At 28.7% G+C, this 19,135-nt stretch carries 21 protein-coding genes; 8 read left to right on the top strand and 13 right to left on the bottom strand.

What is annotated here, in order from left to right:
* Nucleotides 1-49 precede the first annotated feature (49 nt).
* Entirely contained in the window at nt 50-409 is a 360-nt protein-coding gene (locus tag LPB03_RS12625) for a cupin domain-containing protein (protein ID WP_065319948.1), read from the top strand.
* 3 nt (nt 410-412) lie between these two features.
* Here the strand turns inward: LPB03_RS12625 and LPB03_RS12620 are convergent, their stop codons facing one another.
* A complete protein-coding gene (locus tag LPB03_RS12620; protein ID WP_065319947.1) occupies nt 413-1,042 on the bottom strand; it encodes a lipoprotein signal peptidase in 630 nt (209 codons plus the stop codon).
* 261 nt (nt 1,043-1,303) lie between these two features.
* Between LPB03_RS12620 and LPB03_RS12615 the strand changes: the two genes are divergently transcribed.
* Nucleotides 1,304-2,794: a serine hydrolase domain-containing protein gene (locus LPB03_RS12615; protein ID WP_065319946.1), complete on the top strand. Its 1,491-nt coding sequence runs from the start codon at nt 1,304-1,306 to the stop codon at nt 2,792-2,794.
* Here the strand turns inward: LPB03_RS12615 and LPB03_RS12610 are convergent.
* From LPB03_RS12610 to LPB03_RS12590, 5 genes are all read right to left on the bottom strand, one after another.
* Nucleotides 2,791-3,375, bottom strand: a complete 585-nt coding sequence (locus tag LPB03_RS12610) for a hypothetical protein (protein ID WP_139058987.1) — start codon at nt 3,373-3,375, stop codon at nt 2,791-2,793. The genes LPB03_RS12615 and LPB03_RS12610 overlap by 4 nt on opposite strands.
* Before the next feature lie 112 nt (nt 3,376-3,487).
* Nucleotides 3,488-3,865, bottom strand: a complete 378-nt coding sequence (locus LPB03_RS12605; RefSeq protein WP_065319944.1) for a TraR/DksA family transcriptional regulator — start codon at nt 3,863-3,865, stop codon at nt 3,488-3,490.
* A gap of 4 nt (nt 3,866-3,869) precedes the next feature.
* The gene (gene ileS / locus LPB03_RS12600) at nt 3,870-7,343 is read right to left on the bottom strand and encodes an isoleucine--tRNA ligase (protein WP_065320149.1); all 3,474 of its coding nucleotides are present in this window, start codon (nt 7,341-7,343) and stop codon (nt 3,870-3,872) included.
* 65 nt (nt 7,344-7,408) lie between these two features.
* On the bottom strand, nt 7,409-8,626 hold the full coding sequence (locus LPB03_RS12595) for an FAD-dependent monooxygenase (RefSeq protein WP_065319943.1): 1,218 nt from the start codon (nt 8,624-8,626) through the stop codon (nt 7,409-7,411).
* A 27-nt stretch (nt 8,627-8,653) separates the two neighbouring features.
* Entirely contained in the window at nt 8,654-9,427 is a 774-nt protein-coding gene (locus LPB03_RS12590) for a TerB family tellurite resistance protein (protein WP_065319942.1), read from the bottom strand.
* 138 nt (nt 9,428-9,565) lie between these two features.
* On the opposite strand from LPB03_RS12590, the gene LPB03_RS12585 reads away from it, so the two are divergent.
* From LPB03_RS12585 to LPB03_RS12570, 4 genes are all read left to right on the top strand, one after another.
* Complete coding sequence (locus tag LPB03_RS12585; protein ID WP_065319941.1) at nt 9,566-9,946, top strand: hypothetical protein; 381 nt, start codon at nt 9,566-9,568, stop codon at nt 9,944-9,946.
* A gap of 344 nt (nt 9,947-10,290) precedes the next feature.
* A complete protein-coding gene (locus LPB03_RS12580; protein ID WP_065319940.1) occupies nt 10,291-10,701 on the top strand; it encodes a BrxA/BrxB family bacilliredoxin in 411 nt (136 codons plus the stop codon).
* Between the two features lie 86 nt (nt 10,702-10,787).
* Complete coding sequence (locus LPB03_RS12575; RefSeq protein ID WP_065320148.1) at nt 10,788-11,027, top strand: hypothetical protein; 240 nt, start codon at nt 10,788-10,790, stop codon at nt 11,025-11,027.
* A gap of 1 nt (nt 11,028) precedes the next feature.
* Nucleotides 11,029-11,688, top strand: a complete 660-nt coding sequence (locus LPB03_RS12570; RefSeq protein ID WP_065319939.1) for an HD domain-containing protein — start codon at nt 11,029-11,031, stop codon at nt 11,686-11,688.
* A gap of 122 nt (nt 11,689-11,810) precedes the next feature.
* Here LPB03_RS12570 and LPB03_RS12565 read toward each other — a convergent pair whose 3' ends face one another.
* Nucleotides 11,811-11,996, bottom strand: a complete 186-nt coding sequence (locus LPB03_RS12565) for a hypothetical protein (protein ID WP_065319938.1) — start codon at nt 11,994-11,996, stop codon at nt 11,811-11,813.
* Between the two features lie 3 nt (nt 11,997-11,999).
* On the bottom strand, nt 12,000-12,872 hold the full coding sequence (locus tag LPB03_RS12560; RefSeq protein ID WP_065319937.1) for an AraC family transcriptional regulator: 873 nt from the start codon (nt 12,870-12,872) through the stop codon (nt 12,000-12,002).
* 240 nt (nt 12,873-13,112) lie between these two features.
* On the opposite strand from LPB03_RS12560, the gene LPB03_RS12555 reads away from it, so the two are divergent.
* Nucleotides 13,113-13,694 carry a T9SS type A sorting domain-containing protein gene (locus LPB03_RS12555; protein ID WP_065319936.1) on the top strand — a complete coding sequence of 194 codons (582 nt, stop codon included), beginning with the start codon at nt 13,113-13,115 and terminating at the stop codon, nt 13,692-13,694.
* 94 nt (nt 13,695-13,788) lie between these two features.
* Here the strand turns inward: LPB03_RS12555 and LPB03_RS12550 are convergent, their stop codons facing one another.
* Genes LPB03_RS12550 through LPB03_RS12535 form a run of 4 tightly spaced genes read right to left on the bottom strand, consistent with a single transcriptional unit; the run spans nt 13,789 to nt 17,928 of the window.
* Entirely contained in the window at nt 13,789-14,571 is a 783-nt protein-coding gene (locus LPB03_RS12550; protein WP_065319935.1) for an enoyl-CoA hydratase/isomerase family protein, read from the bottom strand.
* A gap of 43 nt (nt 14,572-14,614) precedes the next feature.
* Nucleotides 14,615-16,069, bottom strand: coding sequence for a sensor histidine kinase (locus LPB03_RS12545; protein WP_170324234.1), 1,455 nt, complete (start codon nt 16,067-16,069; stop codon nt 14,615-14,617).
* 6 nt (nt 16,070-16,075) lie between these two features.
* The gene (locus LPB03_RS12540) at nt 16,076-16,540 is read right to left on the bottom strand and encodes a hypothetical protein (RefSeq protein ID WP_065319934.1); all 465 of its coding nucleotides are present in this window, start codon (nt 16,538-16,540) and stop codon (nt 16,076-16,078) included.
* A gap of 56 nt (nt 16,541-16,596) precedes the next feature.
* Nucleotides 16,597-17,928, bottom strand: a complete 1,332-nt coding sequence (locus tag LPB03_RS12535; RefSeq protein ID WP_065320146.1) for an MATE family efflux transporter — start codon at nt 17,926-17,928, stop codon at nt 16,597-16,599.
* A gap of 93 nt (nt 17,929-18,021) precedes the next feature.
* Here LPB03_RS12535 and LPB03_RS12530 point away from each other — a divergent pair, with 93 nt between their 5' ends.
* The gene (locus LPB03_RS12530; protein ID WP_065319933.1) at nt 18,022-18,816 is read left to right on the top strand and encodes a universal stress protein; all 795 of its coding nucleotides are present in this window, start codon (nt 18,022-18,024) and stop codon (nt 18,814-18,816) included.
* Nucleotides 18,817-18,910: 94 nt separating this feature from the next.
* On the opposite strand, the gene LPB03_RS12525 is transcribed toward LPB03_RS12530, so the two are convergent.
* Entirely contained in the window at nt 18,911-19,132 is a 222-nt protein-coding gene (locus LPB03_RS12525) for a hypothetical protein (protein ID WP_065319932.1), read from the bottom strand.
* Nucleotides 19,133-19,135: the final 3 nt, after the last annotated feature.

The following is a 19,135-nucleotide window of genomic DNA, read 5'->3' as shown; positions in this document are numbered from 1 at the left end:
GATGTCGCTTCAATCGTTAACGCGGAATTAGTTTTCGTAAATTTGCTGTATGAGCGTAATCAATATTCAAGAAAAATTCAAACTATTTTCTGATTTGTGGTCACCAAAAAAGGTGGGCGAATTAAATGGACAACAAATTTTATTGGCAAAACTAAAAGGCGAATTCGTTTTTCATAAACATGAGTTCGAAGATGAACTTTTTATGGTGATAAAAGGAACTCTAGAAATTGAATTGAGAGACAAAACCATCACCCTAAAAGAAGGCGAATTTTATATTGTTCCAAAGGGAGTTGAGCACAAACCTATTGCAAAAGAAGAAGTGCATATTGTATTATTCGAACCACTTTCAATTAAACATACAGGAAATGTTGTTGCGAATATTACTGTAGAAACTTATGAAAATATTTAAAAATTATGCTTTAATATCTTTTTTCTTTTTCTCTTCTTTTGGAAAAGCTTGCTTGCTAAAAATAAATAATAAAGCAACACCAACAGAAATATAAGCATCTGCAGGATTAAAAATATACTGAAAAAAAGTAAAAGTATCTCCACCAATAAAAGGAATCCATTCTGGTAAAATAGCATCTTTTATAAAAGGAAAGTAAAACATATCTACAACTTTACCATGAAAAAGTGTTCCATAAGGTTCGTCTGCAAAAAGTGTAGCCACATTATTATTTGAAGAATCGAAAATAACTCCATAAAAAACAGAATCGATAATATTACCAACAGCACCTGCAAAAATAAGCGCGATTCCTACAATTACAGCATTATGAACTTTGCGTTTTATATTGCCTATTAACCAATAAACAATAGCAAAAACAGCGATAATTCTAAATAAAGTTAAAAAAAGTTTACCAGCTTCTCCTCCAAATTCAAAACCCATAGCCATTCCATTATTTTCTACAAAGTGAATTTGAAACCAACTAAACACTTCAAAACCACCATTTAAAGCATACGTGGTTTTTATATAAATCTTTAAAACTTGATCTAAAATTATAGCTAATAAAACTGTAAGAATTGCAATATTCTTTTTTGACATTTTTTTAATTTTGAAGACACAAAAATAGCAATATTATTCAGAATATATTAGATGTTATTTATTCTCTCTAAAAGTTCTTTTTTAAACGACTTTCCTATAGGTAATTTTGCATCATTTTGAAGCATAATTTGAGTGCCATTAATTAATTATACCGTTTAAAATTGATAAGATATGGCAATATTTTATCGATTTTAAATATTGTGGCTATCTTGCTAAAAAATAAGCTCTTAAAAAAAATATAGAATTTAATTGATAAAATATATGAAAAAAGTAATAGCCATTCTTATCATTTTACTGGCTGTAAGCTGTAAAAACTCAACGAAAACCGAAGTAAATTCTTTTAAAAAACTAACAGATTTAGTTGATCAACATGCAGAAAGTACTTTACAGAAAGGCAATATAAATTCAATTGCTTTGGCCATTTACAGAAATGGAAAAGTGTATAAAAATTATTTTGGAGAAATTGACAAAGGAAAAAATAATACTCCAAATGATAACACATTGTATGAAATTGCATCCATCACAAAAGTTTTTACAGGTTCTTTAGCTGCAAAAGCCGTTTTAGAAAATAAAATTAATCTAGATGATGATATTAGAAAATATCTAGAAGGAAATTATGATAATTTAGAATTTGAAAACACTCCAATTACTATAAAAAATCTGTTAACACATTCTTTAGGGTTTAAAAATAAACATCCAAAAACATTTTCAGACATCAATGATAAAATTGCTGAAGGATATTATGTAGATAAAGAAATAGCTTATGATTTTAATATTTTTCTGGAAGATTTAAAAACCATGGAATTGGATAAAAAACCAGGTACATTTTTTGAATACAATAATATTGGACCTGAACTTATGGCTTATATTTTGCAAAAAGTATATCAAAAAAATTACAAAACTTTAGTCTATGATTTTTTGAAAGAGCTAGAAATGAATTCTACTTATTTAATGGATTTTGAAAATCATAAAAATAATTTAGCAAATGGATATGATGAAAAAAACAATTTAGCGCCTTTATATAAAAATCCTTTATTAGGGGGTGCAGGTGGTATGATAAGTACTTTGCCAGATTTAATAAAGTTGATGAAATTTCAATTAGAAAGTAAAAACCCAATTGTAAAAGAAGCTACAAAAACTTTATTTACAGATGAGGAAGGAGATAAAATGGGGTATTTATGGCAAGGTTTAGGGGTTGCAGAAGAAGAAGGATTTTATTACTCAAAAACTGGAAATTCTCTCGGAATTCATAGTGGAATATTAATTTGTCCTGATAGTAATTATGGCGAAATTGTAATTATTAATAATAATTCTGATGCTGCAAGTGATGATTATTTTAATCTGTTTTATACAATTGAAGCAGACTTAATAAAGTTCCCTAAAATTAATTTAAAATCTTATATAAAAGCAAAGGTTTTAACTGATAAAATAGCTGCTAAAAAAGAATTTGAACAATTAAAAAGAAATGAAGACAGTTATTTTAATACTGATTTTATTGATGCTTTAAACAGAATTGGCTATGAACTTTTAAAAGATAAGAAAATGGAAAAAGCTATAGAAATTTTTGAATTTGCCATTTCTGAAGATCCAAAAAACGCAAATTTATATGATAGTTTAGGACAAGCTCATTTTGAAAATAAAAATTACAAAAAAGCAAAATTGAATTACGAAAAATCTCTAGAACTAGATCCTAAAAATACGAACGCAGAAAAATACCTTGCTAAAATTGAAAAGCAAAAAATTGGAAATTAATTAATTTCCGTTTTTAAGAAAACATTCCCTTTCATGCTTATTATAGATAACTGTAATTCATTTTCTTTAGATTTCTGTTGATATTTTTTCTCATAAAAAAAGTCATCAACCTTAATTTTACCATCTTTAGAATTGATCTCTAAATTTGTGTTTGTAACAGTTGCATACACATTTCCAGAATACAGTTTTAAAGTAGTTTTTGCTTCAATTTTATTCAGTTTTACAATGCCATTTTCTATATAAATTGCCAATTCATTTTGATGACTTTTAGATTCAATATCTACATTTTCACCAAAAATAAATACTTTTTTTCCTGTTGGTATTTTTATGATAGCATTAGCTCTTTGCAGTCTTTTCGTAATAAATTTCCTGAAAACAACTTCTCTAGTTTCAGTACCTTCAAAATGAAATTTTATAAATAACTCTTTACTTTTTTCTTCTATTTTTATTAATTGGTCATCATAACTTTCTGCAAACAAATACACTTCTATAAACTCTGAAGTGGAGTTTTCAAGTACTAAATTATCTAAACCAGCTGTGTAAATAGTAATTTCATCTGCAGCAGTTTGAAATTTTTTCATTACTTTTTTCTGTGAAAAACTCACAGAAAAACATAAAAACAAAAGTATTTGGAAAATATTTTTCATAAAAAAAGCTTCTTAAAAAGAAGCTTAAAAAATTTTAATGATTAGATTATTGCGCTCTTTTAGCTTCAATACTTAAAGTTGCATGAGGCACTAATTTTAAACGTTCTTTTTGTATTAATTTACCAGTAACTCTACAAACACCATACGTTTTATTTTCTATACGTAATAAGGCATTTTTAAGATCTCTAATAAACTTTTCTTGTCTAATAGCCAATTGCACATTTGCTTCTTTGTTCATTACTTCTGAACCTTCGTCAAAAGATTTAAAAGAAGAAGATGTATCATTGGTTCCGTTATCAGAATCGTTTTTATAAGCAGCTTCTAATAATGCTAAATCTTCGTTTGCTCTTGCTATTTTTTTCTCTATAATTGCTTTGAATTCTTTTAAATCCTCCTCTGAATATTTTACTTTAACGTCAGACATTTTTCTAAATTTTTTCGATTAATATTTTACTTGTTATGGTGTCGAATTCAATTTCTGTACCATTATTTAATTCATCCACAAAAACCAATTCAGTGGTTAATGTTTCACTCATTATATATTCTTTATTCTCGTTGATAGAACTTTGTAAATTATCAAAATTTAAAACCGTTAATTTAATTTTATCAGTAACGTCTAAACCAGCATCTTTACGTGCATTCTGAATTCTGTTTACCAATTCTCTAGCAACACCTTCTTTGTGCAAATCTTCTGTGATAGTTACATCTAAAGCCACTGTTAAAGCACCATCGTTTGCAACTAACCAACCTTCTATATCTTTAGATGTAATTTCTACATCTTCAAGTGATAAAAATATATTATTTCCATTAATTTTAATAGAAATGTTTTTATCTTTCTCTATTTTGTTAATATCTTCTTGCGTAAAGTTTTTAACTTCTGCTGCTACAAAACGCATATCTTTTCCAAATTTTGGCCCTAAAGTCTTAAAATTCGGTTTTATTTGTTTGATTAAAATATCTGAAGCATCTTCCATTAACTGGATTTCTTTGATATTTACCTCGTGTTTTATTAAATCTGCAACTGCTAAAATTTCTTCTTTTTGTTGTTGATTATCAACAGGAATCATAATTTTTTGCAATGGCTGACGCACTTTTATCTTTTCTTTTGCTCTTAATGATAAAACTAAAGAAGATATTTTCTGCGCATTTTCCATTTTACGCTCCAAAGATTTATCAACAAAAGAAGCATCAAAAACAGGGAAATCTGATAAGTGAATACTTTCTGAAGTTTCTTTATTCGTTACAGAATTCAAATCTTGATACAATTTGTCCATAAAAAATGGTGCAATAGGACTTGCCAACTTTGCAACAGTAACCATACAGGTATATAAAGTTTGGTAGGCAGAAATTTTATCAGTTTCGTAAGTTCCTTTCCAAAAACGTCTTCTACTTAAACGTACATACCAGTTGCTTAAATATTCTTGTGTAAAATCAGAAATTGCTCTTGCAGCTCTTGTTGGTTCGTAATCTGCATAAAATTTATCTACATTTTCAATTAACGTATGCAATTCCGATAAAATCCATCTGTCTAATTCTGGTCTTTCATTTAAAGCGATATCAGCTTCATCATAAGAAAAACCATCGATATTTGTATATAAACTAAAGAACGAATACGTATTATAAAGTGTTCCGAAAAACTTACGTTTTACTTCTTCAATTCCTTCTAAATCGAACTTTAAATTGTCCCAAGGATTTGCATTCGAAATCATATACCATCTTGTGGCATCTGCTCCATAAGTTCCTAAAGTTGTAAAAGGATCTGCTGCATTTCCAAGACGTTTAGACATTTTTTGTCCGTTTTTATCTAAAACTAAACCGTTAGAAACTACATTTTTATAGGCAACATCATCAAAAATCATGGTTGCAATTGCGTGTAAAGTGTAAAACCAACCACGAGTTTGGTCTACTCCTTCTGCAATAAAATCTGCTTTTCTCCAAGTTGTATCTACCAATTCTTTATTCTGAAAAGGATAATGCCACTGAGCATAAGGCATAGAGCCAGAATCGAACCAAACATCAATCAAATCGCTTTCACGTTTCATTGGTTTTCCTTCGGATGAAACTAGAGTAATTTCATCGACAATATTTTTATGTAAATCTATTTTTGCATAATTTTCATCAGACATATTTCCAATTTCGAAATCTTCAAAAATATCTTTTGATAAAACTCCAGCTTCTACAGCTTTCGCCATTTCTTGTTTTAATTCTTCAACAGAACCAATACAAATTTCTTCTTTACCATCTTGTGTTCGCCAAATTGGCAAAGGAATTCCCCAATAACGTGAACGAGATAAATTCCAATCGTTTGCATTTGCCAACCAATTTCCAAAACGTCCAGTTCCTGTAGATTCAGGTTTCCAGTTAATGGTTTTGTTCAACTCGTGCATTCTGTCTTTTACATCTGTTACTTTTATAAACCAAGAATCTAATGGATAATATAAAATTGGCTTGTCTGTTCTCCAACAATTTGGGTAACTATGCTTGTATTTTTCGACTTTAAAAGCCTTGTTTTCGTTTTTAAGTTTTAAACCTAATCGTTCATCAACAGATAAATATTGCTTTTGATCTTTTAAAACGTCTTTTAATTTTTCTTGCTGAACCTTTAATTCAACTTCTAAATCTTCTTCATTTAAATATTCAGATTTTACATATTCGCTTGCAAAACCGTAAATATCATCTTTAATTTCTTTTCTAAATTTCCCTTGTAAATCTACAAGAGGAACTAAATTATCATTCTCATCTTTGATTAATAAAGCTGGAATTTCTGGACTCGCTTGTTTGGCAACCAAAGCATCATCTGCTCCAAAAGTTGGTGCTGTGTGTACAATTCCTGTTCCATCTTCAGTCGTAACAAAATCTCCTAAAATTACTCTAAAAGCGTCTTGTTTATTCTCAAAATCTAGGTTGTAATCTAAAATTGGCTCATATTTAATACTCACTAAATCTTTACCAACAAATTCTTTTACAACGTAAAAAGGAATTTTCTTTTCACCAGATTTGTATGCTTTTAATTCTTCTGATGTTTCAACTTGAAAAGCATTTTTTCCTCCAAATTGTTTTCCAACTAAGTTTTTAGCTAAAATTACTTTTACAGGTTCAAATGTATATTGATTAAAAGTATCGACTAAAACATACTCGATTTTTGGTCCAACAGTTAATGCTGTGTTACTTGGCAAGGTCCAAGGAGTTGTAGTCCAAGCTATAAAATTGATAGTTCCTAAATTCTGTAAAAAATCTGGCAACGTTTCGTTTACTGCTTTAAATTGTGCAACAACAGTGGTATCAGTAACATCTTGATAGGTTCCTGGTTGGTTTAATTCGTGAGAACTTAAACCAGTTCCTGCTTTTGGAGAATAAGGCTGAATTGTATAGCCTTTGTAAATTAATTTTTTGTTGTATATCTGTTTTAATAACCACCAAACAGATTCCATATATTTTGGTTCGTAAGTAATATATGGATCTTCCATATCTACCCAATACCCCATTTTCTGAGTTAAATCGTTCCAAATATCTGTATACCTCATAACCGCTTTTCTACAAGCTGCATTATAATCTTCTACAGAAATTTTGGTTCCAATATCTTCTTTGGTAATTCCTAATTCTTTCTCAACACCTAATTCTATTGGTAAACCATGCGTATCCCAACCAGCTTTTCTTTTCACTTGAAAACCTTTCATGGTTTTGTAACGAGGAAAAATATCTTTAATAGCTCTCGCCAAAACATGATGCACTCCAGGTAATCCGTTTGCAGAAGGTGGTCCTTCAAAAAATATGTAAGGTTCTGCACCTTCTCTAGAAGTTACACTTTTTTCGAAGATGTTATTTTCTTGCCAATAATTAAGAATTTCTTCTGCAACATTTGGTAAGTCAAGTCCTTTATATTCAGGAAATTTCGCTTTCATTTGGTCTCTTTTCAAATCAGGATGCGAAATTAAGAATTTTCTTGACAATTAATTAAGTTAAGCGTTTAAAACTTCTCCTTTTTAAACAAATAAGACAGTTTTATAAAACTATACTGAAAAAGACGTGTAAAAGGCTTACTATATTTAAAATTGAATAAACTTGCAATCATTTCATCAATATTAAAATTGTCGTAAAAAAATTGAACTCTATTTTCTACTTGCGCATCAGAATATCTGCTGTACATTCTTCTACCAGAAAATTCGCTTAAATTCCATTTTAATAACTTTTTTCTTCGCCAAATTTTTCTATAATTCTCAAAATTTTCTTTACCCGTTTTTAAATATTCATCAATATACGTTGATGCCAAATCTGCTGTTTGCATTGCGTAACGAATTCCTTCTCCTCCTCTTGGATTTATTGCTGAAACTGCATCTCCAACTCCAACTACTTTATTGTGATAAAATTTATCTTTTAAACCTCTACTGTAACGAATTATTCCACCATGTTTGTCGATAATTTTATAGTCTTTTGCTTTTACGTATTCTGCTATAATTTTCTCCGTAATTTTTCGAGTAGTTTTATTGGTTTTCTCTTGATTTAGAGACGTAAGATGTGTTTTACCTGCACCAACTTTTAAAATTCTATTTTCCATAGGAAAAATCCAAGAATACCCTTTTATAGACCATTTATGCCCAAGAAAAAAAAGTAATTTATCTTTAAATTGATCGTAGATTTCTTGTGAAACTTCAATTTCGTATTCAGTTCCACTTCCTAAAACCATTTCTGGTTGTTCTTCTTTAGCATCGTACATTACTTTTCTTAAAGGTCCAGTTGCATCTACTAAAAGCTTTGTTTTTACTTTTATATTTTCTGAAGTTTCAGTATTTAAAAGCTCTACAATAACTGAATCTTTTTGAACTTCTTTCGCCAAATATTTGTGTCCCATCCAAACATTTCCACCAAGTTTTAGCGTTTCATCAGCTAAAAACTCACGTAATTTTTGGAAGTTTAAAACGACACCTTTGTTTGTTTTTCCTTGCCAAGTATAGGCTTTTTTTGTACACTGAATTACCAAATCTTTCCAATACGCACCAATTACTGTTTCTGGTAAATCAAACTCATCCAAAGGTTCTAAAGTCATTCCTGCACTCGAAAAGTTATTCAGAGAAAAATTTTCATAACGTTCTACCAATAAAACTTTATGTCCTTTTTTTGCTAAATTCCTACTTGTTTGTCCACCTGCAGGTCCTCCACCAATTACAACTACATCAAACTGCTCCATAATCTTTTTTTTGTTGATGAATGCAAACTATAAACCTCTTTCATTTTTTATCTTTTCATAAGCATCTTGTATGCTTTGAAACTTTTCTTTTGCGCCTTGCAAATGTTCTTCGCCCAAATCTTGTAATTTATCTGGATGATATTTTTTCACCATTTTTCTATACGAAGTTTTTACTTCATCATTGGTGGCAGTTTTATCAATCTCTAAGATTTTATAAGCATTTTCTGAAGAATCATAAAACATGGCTTTTATCGATTCAAAATCGTAAGAATTGATATATAAATAACCAGCAATTTTGTGAATTTCATCAACTTCTTTTTCACTTACAAATTCATCTGCTTTTGCAATACCAAATAAAAAATGTAGTAATTGTAAACGAGAAGCGTGAGACATGTGTTCTCTAATTTGAATACAAACTTGGCGTGCAGAAATATCTTTTTTAACCATTCCTTTAAACAGTTTAAAAGCGCTATTTGCACGTTCTTTACCATACATTGATAAAAATTGAGAACGCACAAACTCCAATTCACGTTTGTCTACTTTTCCATCCGATTTTATAACAATTGATGCCAAAACAAGCAGACTCATTTCAAAATCGCCAGATTGTGTATTTACATTTCGCCTTGTATATCTGCTATTTCCTGCTGGTCTGTCTTTATTGTAATCTATTTGTTCTTGTTTAAAACCATCAATTTCAAAACCATCTACAAAACTACCAATGGCAAAACCGATTGCTGCACCAATAGGCCCACCTAATGTAAAACCCAATCCTGCACCCAACCATTTAGAAAAACTACTCATAAACTTTATAATTTTGACTTCAAATATAAGAAATGATTGATATTTGAAATTTTTATCGATTAAAAGATTTTATTAATTTTTTGAATTGATACGCAACCAAATTGATAAAAAAACATCTTATAGAAAATACTCAATACCATGAAATCATTAAAAATAATTGCGATTCTAAGTTTTCTTTTCTTTTTAAATCGCTGTGAAGACAATAGTAATGATAAAGAACTTATTATTTGTACACAGAATTTTGTTTATGGTTTAGCCATAAATCTCACTGAAAAAACAACAGCAAACCCAATAAATGGTAATATTATAATAGTTGCAAAAGATGGTAATTATGAAGAAACTCTAGAAAACTCTGACCCTAACATGTCTTTTTATGGAGCTGGAGAACGAAAAGGAACTTATATTGTAACAGTAACAGCTGACAATTATAAAACGTTTGTAAGTGAACCTATAATTGTAACTGCTGATGAATGCCATGTAACTACAGAGAAAAGAACTTTTGAATTGGAGTTGAAATAAATCTTTAAAATTACTATTATCCAATTAAATTTCGCTCCTATGGAGCTTTACAGCATTTTTATATTTTTTTATTAATATTAATGCTCTTACAGAGCAAAAATCCCAGAGGGATGAAATTTTAATAGAAAATTATTTAAAATTAAATTAAGCCCTAGAAGGGCGAAATATTAAAAATTTGGCTATTAAATAAGAGTTTTGGAAGTTTATAAAGTCTTTAAGCAGACTACAATAATTTAAAATAATAAATTCTTATAGTGCTATCTATATTGAGTTGGGTTTATATTTAATAATTACAGTTTATTTAATTAAATTTGCATTTTAAGAATGTAAATAATTTAAGAATTATGTATCCAGAAGAATTAGTAAAACCAATGCGTGACGAGTTAATAAACGCAGGTTTTGACGCATTATATACCAATGAAGATGTTGAAAACGCAATGTCTAAAAAAGGAACAACATTAGTAGTAGTAAATTCTGTTTGTGGTTGTGCAGCAGGAACTGCAAGACCAGGAGCAATTGCTTCTTTAGGTGCTGAAAAAGTACCCACTAATTTAACAACTGTTTTTGCAGGTGTAGAAAAAGAATCTACGCAAAAAGCAAGAGAGTTTATGATGCCTTTTCCTCCATCTTCACCAGCAATTGCTTTGTTTAAAGATGGTAGTTTAGTGCACATGTTAGAGCGTCATCATATTGAAGGTAGATCTGCACAAATGATTGCCCAAAATTTGGCTGCTGCTTATAATGAGCATTGTTAAAATTTTAAAACAAGATTTTATTGCATCAAATAACAATATTAAATCCACTTTTTTAAGTGGATTTTTTTTTAATTAAAATTAAAAATATGGCTTCACAATTTTCTACCTACACAAAAGCAGAATTAGAGAAAAAATTAAAAAATCAAAAAAAGTTTGCAGTTATTAAAGGGTTTATAGTTTTGTTAATGATCGTTTTTGCTATCTTTTCTACTATGGAAAATGGCGTTTCTTTTCATACTTTTTTGCCTTTGTTTTTTATACCAATGCTCGTTTTAATGATTTATGAAGCAAAAAAATTAAAACAAGAATTACTTTCAAGGAAATAATATGAATCAAGAACAGATTATTCAAAACACAATTACTTTTGTAAAAAAGGAATTAAAAGACGCTGAAGGTGGGCATGATTGGTTTCATATAGAACGTGTTTTTAAAAATGCTTTGCTGATATCAACAGAAGAAAAAGTTGATGTTTTTGTAGTATCTTTAGCAGCGTTGTTACATGATATTGCAGATCCAAAATTTCATAATGGTGATGAAAATTTAGGTCCTAAAATAGCAACCCAGTTTTTAATTGAACAAAAAGTACCGAAAGAAATTGGGCAACATGTTGTGAAAATCATCAAAAATGTATCTTTTAAAAATTCTTTAGAAGATGATTCTAAACAATTTACATCTAAAGAACTAGAGGTTGTGCAAGATGCAGATAGGTTAGATGCTATTGGAGCTATTGGTATTGCTCGTTGTTTTAATTATGGAGGTTTTAAAGACAGAGCTTTATATGATCCTGAAATTATACCCAACTTAACAATGACAAAAGAGGAATATAAAACCTCTACTGCACCAACAATTAATCATTTTTACGAAAAATTATTATTGCTAAAAGATAAAATGAATACAACTTCAGGCAAAAAAATTGCTGAAAGCAGGCATCAATTTATGGAAACCTATTTACAGCAATTTTATGATGAATGGAATGGAAAGTTGTAGGTTTATAAAATTTAAAACTTTTTATTCTCTATGAGTTCTCGATACAATTTCGCCCAAAAACGAAATCACTCGAACTAACACCTTAGTAGTATTTAATAAGTGTACTAAATATAAAATATTTTTTAACTCTCATTTGCTACTTCTAAAGCAGTAATTTTATATTCTAAAACGGCTAACTCTTCGCCAAATTCTATAATTTGCTCTACAGTTAAATCTTTGCTTGAATTTACAAAATCTTTTAGTTGATTACTTTTAAAGGTATAATATTCTAAAGCTTTATCTATTTTATTATCTAATAATAACTCCATAATTTATTGTATTAAATTTTTTAATTCGTTTCTATACACAGAAGCACTTTTGCCTGTAAACTCTTTGAACAACTTGTTAAAGTGAGAAAAATTATTAAAACCACATTCAAAACTAATATCAGTAATACTCATGGTACTTTCTGCCAACAATTTGGTGGCGTGCACAACTCTATATTCGTTTACTAATTTTGTAAATGTTTTACCTGTAGATTTTTTAAAGTATCTACAAAATGCAGGAACTGTCATACTTACCAATTCAGAAACCTCATCTAAACTAATATGATCTTTAAAATTTTCGTTAATGTGTTTGTAAACAAGTTCTATCTTATTACTGTCTTGATGCGAACTTTCAAAAGCGTAACCATTTGCATTTAATAATGTGTAATCGTCTGTTGTGGCTAAATCATTTAAAATTTCTATAAATGATGTAATTCTGTTTGCACCTTCTAAATCTATTAGTTTCTCAATTTTAGCACCAATTCTCTGCTTAATTTCAATATTGAATCGAATTCCTTTTTTTGCGCGTTCAAAAAGTGCATCAATAGCAGCCATTTCTGGAATTTTAAAAAATCCTTTCCCTAAAAAGTCTGGCAAAAATTGAATTAATGTTTCTGAACCATTCGTTGTTAAACGATCTAAATAGCCAATATGTGGCAAATTAGAACCTATTAATACTAATTGACTATTATTAAAGTAGCTTATGTGATTCCCAATATGTCTTTTCCCTTTTCCTTTATTTACGTAAACAAGTTCAATCTCTGGGTGAAAATGCCAAAAAGGGGTATTTGTTTTTAAAAACTCTTCGTGCTTTTTTAATAAAAAAGAACTTCCAAAATTGGGGGTGATTTTTTCTAGCGTTGGTTTTTTCTGCATCATGCTGCAAAAATACAACATTGTTATATGAGTATCTATATAAAATTATCATTTTTATGTAGTATTTTAACTTAACATTGATTTAACACTAGTATACCTGTTAATTTAGCACATAAAATGACCAATTGTGTTGTTTTCAGACCTTTATTTGTAGCCTAACTTTGCAGTGTCAAACAAAAGTAATGTCATCAACATATAAAAGCATTGATAATAAAATAGAAAAATAACTTAAAATTAAATAATATGAGAACAATTAAAAGAAAAGTATTTGTAGCCATCTTTATGTTAGTTACAATCGTAAACTTCGCAAACAACAATGATTCAAACACTTTATTGAGTGCTGATAAAGTTGAGGTAACCTTTAACAATGCAAAAAAAGGAAATCAGTTAACTATTAAAGAAGCTAATGGAGCAATTCTTCATTCAGAGGAAATTTTAAAGGAAGGTACACTTGTAAAAACCTTTAATTTATCTGAATTAGAAAATGGAATTTATACGTTAGAATTAGAAAAAGATTTTCAAATTGTTGTAAAATCTATAAAAATTAATAATAGAAACGTAACTTTTATAGCTGATGCTGAAAGAATAATTTTTAAACCATATGTTAGAAATAAAGAGAATAAATTAATGATTACTAAAATTGCTTTTGATAAAGAACCTTTAAAAATTTCTATATTCTACAAAAATGAAATCATTTATTCTGAAACACTTGAAGGTGATGAAATTTTAAATAGAGTTTATAGTTTAGATAAAGGGTTAAAAGGAGAATACAAAGTAATTTCTTATAACAATGGTAGAAGTTATGTAAATAATTTTACACTTTAAAGTTAAAATATTTACACAAATTGAATTCAGTAAATTCAAAAAAAAACGAGCCATAATTGGCTCGTTTTTTATGCATTGTATTTAAATAAAATATTTATTTACCAGGAAAATTAGGTTTTCTTTTTTCTAAAAAAGCAGTGGTACCTTCTGTAAAATCTTCAGTTCCAAAACAGTTTCCAAACTGATTTATTTCTACATCAAAACCATTTATACCATCTTTAAAATTTGCATTTACAGCTTTAATGGCACTTGCAATTGCTACTGATGAATTACGCATAATTTTGCCAGCTAACTTTTCTGCCAAAGGCAATAACTCATCTAAAGTAGTTACGTGATTTACCAAACCATAGTTTTTGGCATCGTCTGCAGAGATCATTGCAGCAGTCATAATTAACTCCATTGCTTTGCCTTTACCAACTAATTGAGGCAAACGTTGTGTGCCTCCATAACCAGGAATTACACCTAAAGAAACTTCTGGTAAACCCATTTTTGCATTATCTGAAGCTACTCTAAAATGACAAGCCATTGCCAATTCTAAACCTCCACCTAATGCAAAACCATTAATTGCAGCAATAACTGGCGTTGATAAATTTTCTACATAATCAAACAATATTTCTTGTCCTTTTCTAGCTAAATTACCTCCTTCATCTACAGAAAAATTAGCAAATTCAGCAATATCTGCACCAGCTACAAAAGCTTTTTCTCCAGAACCAGTTAAAATAATAACTTTTACTTCTGTATCATCTTCCAAAAGTTTAAAGGCTAAACTTAACTCTGTGATTGTATCTTTATTTAAAGCGTTTAGTTTTTTTGGTCTGTTAATGGTTATTTGTCCAAGACCATCTCCTTTTTCTACGATTATATTTTCAAAATCCATTCTTTATATTTTTTAAAGCCTTTAAAAATAAGGCAATTACTAATTATTCTTTAGGTAAAATTACTGTAAAAATAGTTCCTATTCCTTCTTTTGATGTAAAAGAAATCCTACCTTCATAGGCTTCTATTATATTTTTTATCATTCCTAAACCAAGTCCCATTCCACTTGTTTTGGTTGTAAATTTAGGTTCAAAAATTAAATCTTTTACGTCTTCTGGAATTCCTTTTCCATTGTCTGAAACTATGATTTTTATATTATTTTTTTCTGATAAAACAGTGACATCAATAACAGGGTTTTCTTCACCTTCCACAGCTTGCAAAGCATTTTTAACCAAATTGGTAACCACTCTAATTAATTGCGTTTTATCTAAATTGGCAAATAATTCTTTCTCTGTAGTTTTATAATTGATAAAATCCTCATTAAAAATATCGATGGCTAGCTTTACAACACTTACTACATTTATTTTTTCTCTGTTTTGTGTTGGCATTTTTGCAAAATCAGAAAAAGCAGAAGCAATAGAACTCATTACATCTATCTGTTGAATTAATGTTTGACTATATTCTGCCAATTTTTCTCTAATATTTTCGTCTTCAGGATTAAATTTACGTTCAAAACTTTGCACTGTTAAACGCATTGGCGTCAAAGGATTTTTAATTTCGTGTGCAACTTGTTTTGCCATTTCTCTCCAGGCTTGTTCACGCTCACTTTTTGCTAATTTTACAGCACTTTCTTCTAATTGATCTATCATATTATTGTAAGCTTCAATTAAAACTTCAATTTCTGAACTGGCAGAATCTACTGTAATCTTTTCATTACGCTCGTTTAAACGAGTCTGTTGCATTTTATCAGAAATAGTTTTTATAGAACGTGTTATGTAACTTGATAAAAAGTATGCCAAAGCAATGGCAATAATTAACATTAGTAAATACACCAATCCTAATCTCGAAATAAATTCTCTTAACTCGTGTTCAATTTCTGAATTATCTTGGCTAAATTGTAGCTCTAAAATACCAATTCTTTTAAACTTCGGATCGTGAATATAGGTGTAAGAAGCCTGATAACCCATACCATCTTTTTCAACAGAAATTAAAATTCTATGGTTTGAGTTTTGATTTAAATTATTTAGATTATTGTAGCTTAAAGGCTTTATTTGATTCTCCTCAAAAGCATTGGTTTTAGAGGAAACCAATAAATTTCCATGCAAATCAAAAATTGAAATATTTAATTTATTAATAGATGAAATTTCATAAATACGCTCTTGAAATATTTTTGATAAATTTTCCGTTTTTACAGGATAACTTGTTTTATTAGTCAGTTCTAAATCAATAGTTTCTATGGTAGTGGCTTCTTTACGTTCAAAACGATGAATATTGTAATCTTTCGTTTGCTCATCATATTGATACACAGTAACCACCAAAATTAAAATTGATGCCAATAACACCAATAAAATGGTAGATAAAAAAATACGTATTTTTAAAGATACTTTCTTAAAATTGATCAACTTTTAGTTTGTTTTTATACGTTTTGTTTTCATTGTTAAAAAATCATCAAAGTCGCCATCATTATCCCAATCAAAAGCACTTTTCCCTAAAAAACCTTCAGTAGTTTTTTCAATATAATACCCTACTTTTATATTTCGATTATTATAAGTAAAATCAACAAAAAGCGAATCATTTTTTACACTCCAATTCCCATCAGATTCAGAAATTTTTTCTCCTTCTTTGTTGATAAACCAAGCATTAAAAGTGCCATCTTTATGGTAAATAGACTGTGCAATTAATGTTGGATTTTTATCAAATTTATCTTCAAAAACATATAAAGAATCAGATTTCTCGTATGTTGGCATTTCTAACTTTAAATAAGTTGTTTGCCAAGAATCTGTCATATACTCTTCTAATGATTTTTCTTTTTTACAAGCTACAATAAGCGTGCCTAAAAAAAGTATAAAGATTATTTTTTTTATTGTCATAATTAGAATGATTTAATAGTAAATATAGTTAAATAAAAAGTGTCTGCAAAGTAGCTTTAGGAATTAGCCAGTGGTAAAAATGTACGTCTAAATTTAATAATTAAAGGAATTCCTCTTGCTAAAATCCATAAAGTAAAAGCAATCCAAATGGCGACTAACTTATAATCTAACCAATCGAAAAACAACAAAGTTGGGATAAAAACAAAGCCTGTAGAAAAAATTAAAACATTTCTTAAATATTTCATGAAACCCATTCCTTTAAACATTCCATCAAAAATAAAGGTAATAGCACTTATGGGTTGAGTTAAAATAACAATCCAAAAAACGTGATAAAATTGTTCTAAAACTAAAGGTTCTTTGGTAAAAATTTGACCGATAAAATTATAAAACAAAAACCCAAAAGTAGCTATGATAATTCCTGTTATCAAACCGTATTTAATTAGATTAGTACTTAAAAGAAGTAGTGTTTTATACTCTTTTGCGCCTAATAATTTTCCTGCTAAAATATTCCCAGCACTCGAATATCCATCAACCATAAAAGCACCTAACAACCAAATATTTAAACCAATTGTGTAGGCTGCAATGTACTCTTTTCCATAACCTGTAGCATAAGCAGTTGCAAAATATAATGCTGTATTTAAAGCAATTGTTCTTATAAAAAGATTGCCAATCATGCCCAATAATTTAGGAATTTCTTGATGAAGTTTTGTTTCTATTTTTAAAGAAATATCTGTTTTTTTAATCAACAAAAGAATCGATAATATTGCCATTGTAATTTGAGCAATTACACTTGCATATGCAGCTCCTTCAATATACATGGGTTCTATAAAACCTTCTATTCCATAAACAAAAGCAAGATCTAATACAATATTTAACAAAGCTCCAATAATGGCAATTATCATTGGGTAAAATGTGTTTTGCAAACCTCTAAAAATGCCAAAAATTGCGAATACAAATAAAGAAAAAGGGAACCCAAAAATTCTAATTTTAAAATAAGTAATGCAATAGGTTAACACTTGTCCTGAAGCATTATAAAATTGGAATATTTGCTTTGCAAAAGGATAAGAAACAGCCACAACCAATAAACTACAAACTACAATAATTGCAATAGCTTGTGCTGGTAATGTTTTTATTTCATCTAATTTATTAGCGCCAACATATTGAGAAATTATAGATGAAATAGCACTTCTTATTTGTCCAAAAACCCAAATTAGCATAGAAATATAAGCGCCAACAATACCAACAGCAGCCAAGCTTTCTGTAGCATTTTCATTAATATTACCAATAATTGCAGTATCTGTAATGGACAATAAAGGTTCTGCAATACCAGCAATTAAAGCAGGAATTGCAAGCTTGTTAATTCGTTTAAAACTAATATCTGTATTCAAAAAAATAATTTTCACAAATGTACAGTTCTAAAAAATGAGAAAAAATATTACTTGCTGAAAAATTAGTAACTTTGTGGTTTAAAAAATATTACTATGCAAAACATTTTAGTTCCTATCGGATTTACAGAAAACGCTCAAAATACATTACAATATGCAATCGATTTTGCAGCTGAAACAAACGCAAAAGTTTTTGTTTTTAGAGCTTATAGTGCACCAACTAAAATGGGCACTATGATAAACGTAAACAATATTATTGAACGTGAAACTAATTTGTATTTGCGAACGATGGTAAATTCTGTAGATAAAAAAAATGTAGATATTAAATTAATTTCGGCAAGAGGCTCTGTAGTTGACAGTATTTTATCTATTGATGATGAATTAGGAATCGATTTAATTATTGTTGGCGCAAAAAGCAACTCTATAAAAGAAGAAATATTTTTAGGAAAAACAGCTGGAAGCATTGTAAAACAAACAGATGTACCTTTATTAACAGTACCTGAAGATTATAAATACGCACCCATTAAAAATGTTTTATTAGCCTTTAAATCTGGTATTTTAAAAAGCAAAACAGCTTTAAATCCTTTGCAAAACATTGTTAAAAAGTTTAATACTCAAGTAAATTTATTGTTGGTAAAAACTCCAAATTACGAACAAGAAGATTTAGTGATTCATAAGGATTTAGAGAAATTACAAGCTACCTTAACCGTTACTGAAAATGCAACTACTTTTCAAGGAGTTTTAGAGCATATAAAAACTCATAATCCTGATATGTTATGTGTTTTTAGACGAAAAAGAGGTTTCTTTAAAAAGCTTTGGGAAAAGAATACTATCTTAAAAGAAGAATTTTATACAAATGTTCCTTTATTGATTTTAAAAGGAAAAAAATAGTTTTTCGAAAAATTTTTATAATCAAATATATTTATTTGGGCGTTAAAAAAGATTTAATGCTTGTTCGGCTTTTATTTTTAAAATGGAATGAAAATTAATTTATTGGTTTAAACGATAAGACTTCTAACTGAAAATCCATCGCACAAGAATAACTAGGATAAGAAACGATATAATTATAATCAAATTCAGTTACAATTTCAGCTAATGGAAAAAGCAAAAAAATCATACTAAATAAAATAGAAATCGATTTTAAAAATATTGATTTCTTTTCGGTTTCTATGTATTCAGTTTTTAGTGGATTCAAATCATTTTCCATAAA

The organism is Polaribacter vadi, assembly GCF_001761365.1.
GTDB classification, from domain to species: domain Bacteria; phylum Bacteroidota; class Bacteroidia; order Flavobacteriales; family Flavobacteriaceae; genus Polaribacter; species Polaribacter vadi.
This window is presented reverse-complemented; position numbering and strand designations above follow the sequence as displayed.

Excerpts from the sequence above, each read along its gene's own strand:
- LPB03_RS12625 (WP_065319948.1), top strand. The coding sequence starts at position 50 with ATGAGCGTAATCAATATTCAAGAAAAATTCAAACTATTTTCTGATTTG.
- LPB03_RS12620 (WP_065319947.1), bottom strand. The coding sequence starts at position 1,042 with ATGTCAAAAAAGAATATTGCAATTCTTACAGTTTTATTAGCTATAATT.
- LPB03_RS12615 (WP_065319946.1), top strand. The coding sequence starts at position 1,304 with ATGAAAAAAGTAATAGCCATTCTTATCATTTTACTGGCTGTAAGCTGT.
- LPB03_RS12610 (WP_139058987.1), bottom strand. The coding sequence starts at position 3,375 with ATGAAAAAATTTCAAACTGCTGCAGATGAAATTACTATTTACACAGCT.
- LPB03_RS12605 (WP_065319944.1), bottom strand. The coding sequence starts at position 3,865 with ATGTCTGACGTTAAAGTAAAATATTCAGAGGAGGATTTAAAAGAATTC.
- ileS (WP_065320149.1), bottom strand. The coding sequence starts at position 7,343 with ATGAAAGCGAAATTTCCTGAATATAAAGGACTTGACTTACCAAATGTT.
- LPB03_RS12595 (WP_065319943.1), bottom strand. The coding sequence starts at position 8,626 with ATGGAGCAGTTTGATGTAGTTGTAATTGGTGGAGGACCTGCAGGTGGA.
- LPB03_RS12590 (WP_065319942.1), bottom strand. The coding sequence starts at position 9,427 with ATGAGTAGTTTTTCTAAATGGTTGGGTGCAGGATTGGGTTTTACATTA.
- LPB03_RS12585 (WP_065319941.1), top strand. The coding sequence starts at position 9,566 with ATGAAATCATTAAAAATAATTGCGATTCTAAGTTTTCTTTTCTTTTTA.
- LPB03_RS12580 (WP_065319940.1), top strand. The coding sequence starts at position 10,291 with ATGTATCCAGAAGAATTAGTAAAACCAATGCGTGACGAGTTAATAAAC.
- LPB03_RS12575 (WP_065320148.1), top strand. The coding sequence starts at position 10,788 with ATGGCTTCACAATTTTCTACCTACACAAAAGCAGAATTAGAGAAAAAA.
- LPB03_RS12570 (WP_065319939.1), top strand. The coding sequence starts at position 11,029 with ATGAATCAAGAACAGATTATTCAAAACACAATTACTTTTGTAAAAAAG.
- LPB03_RS12565 (WP_065319938.1), bottom strand. The coding sequence starts at position 11,996 with ATGGAGTTATTATTAGATAATAAAATAGATAAAGCTTTAGAATATTAT.
- LPB03_RS12560 (WP_065319937.1), bottom strand. The coding sequence starts at position 12,872 with ATGATGCAGAAAAAACCAACGCTAGAAAAAATCACCCCCAATTTTGGA.
- LPB03_RS12555 (WP_065319936.1), top strand. The coding sequence starts at position 13,113 with ATGAGAACAATTAAAAGAAAAGTATTTGTAGCCATCTTTATGTTAGTT.
- LPB03_RS12550 (WP_065319935.1), bottom strand. The coding sequence starts at position 14,571 with ATGGATTTTGAAAATATAATCGTAGAAAAAGGAGATGGTCTTGGACAA.
- LPB03_RS12540 (WP_065319934.1), bottom strand. The coding sequence starts at position 16,540 with ATGACAATAAAAAAAATAATCTTTATACTTTTTTTAGGCACGCTTATT.
- LPB03_RS12530 (WP_065319933.1), top strand. The coding sequence starts at position 18,022 with ATGCAAAACATTTTAGTTCCTATCGGATTTACAGAAAACGCTCAAAAT.
- LPB03_RS12525 (WP_065319932.1), bottom strand. The coding sequence starts at position 19,132 with ATGGAAAATGATTTGAATCCACTAAAAACTGAATACATAGAAACCGAA.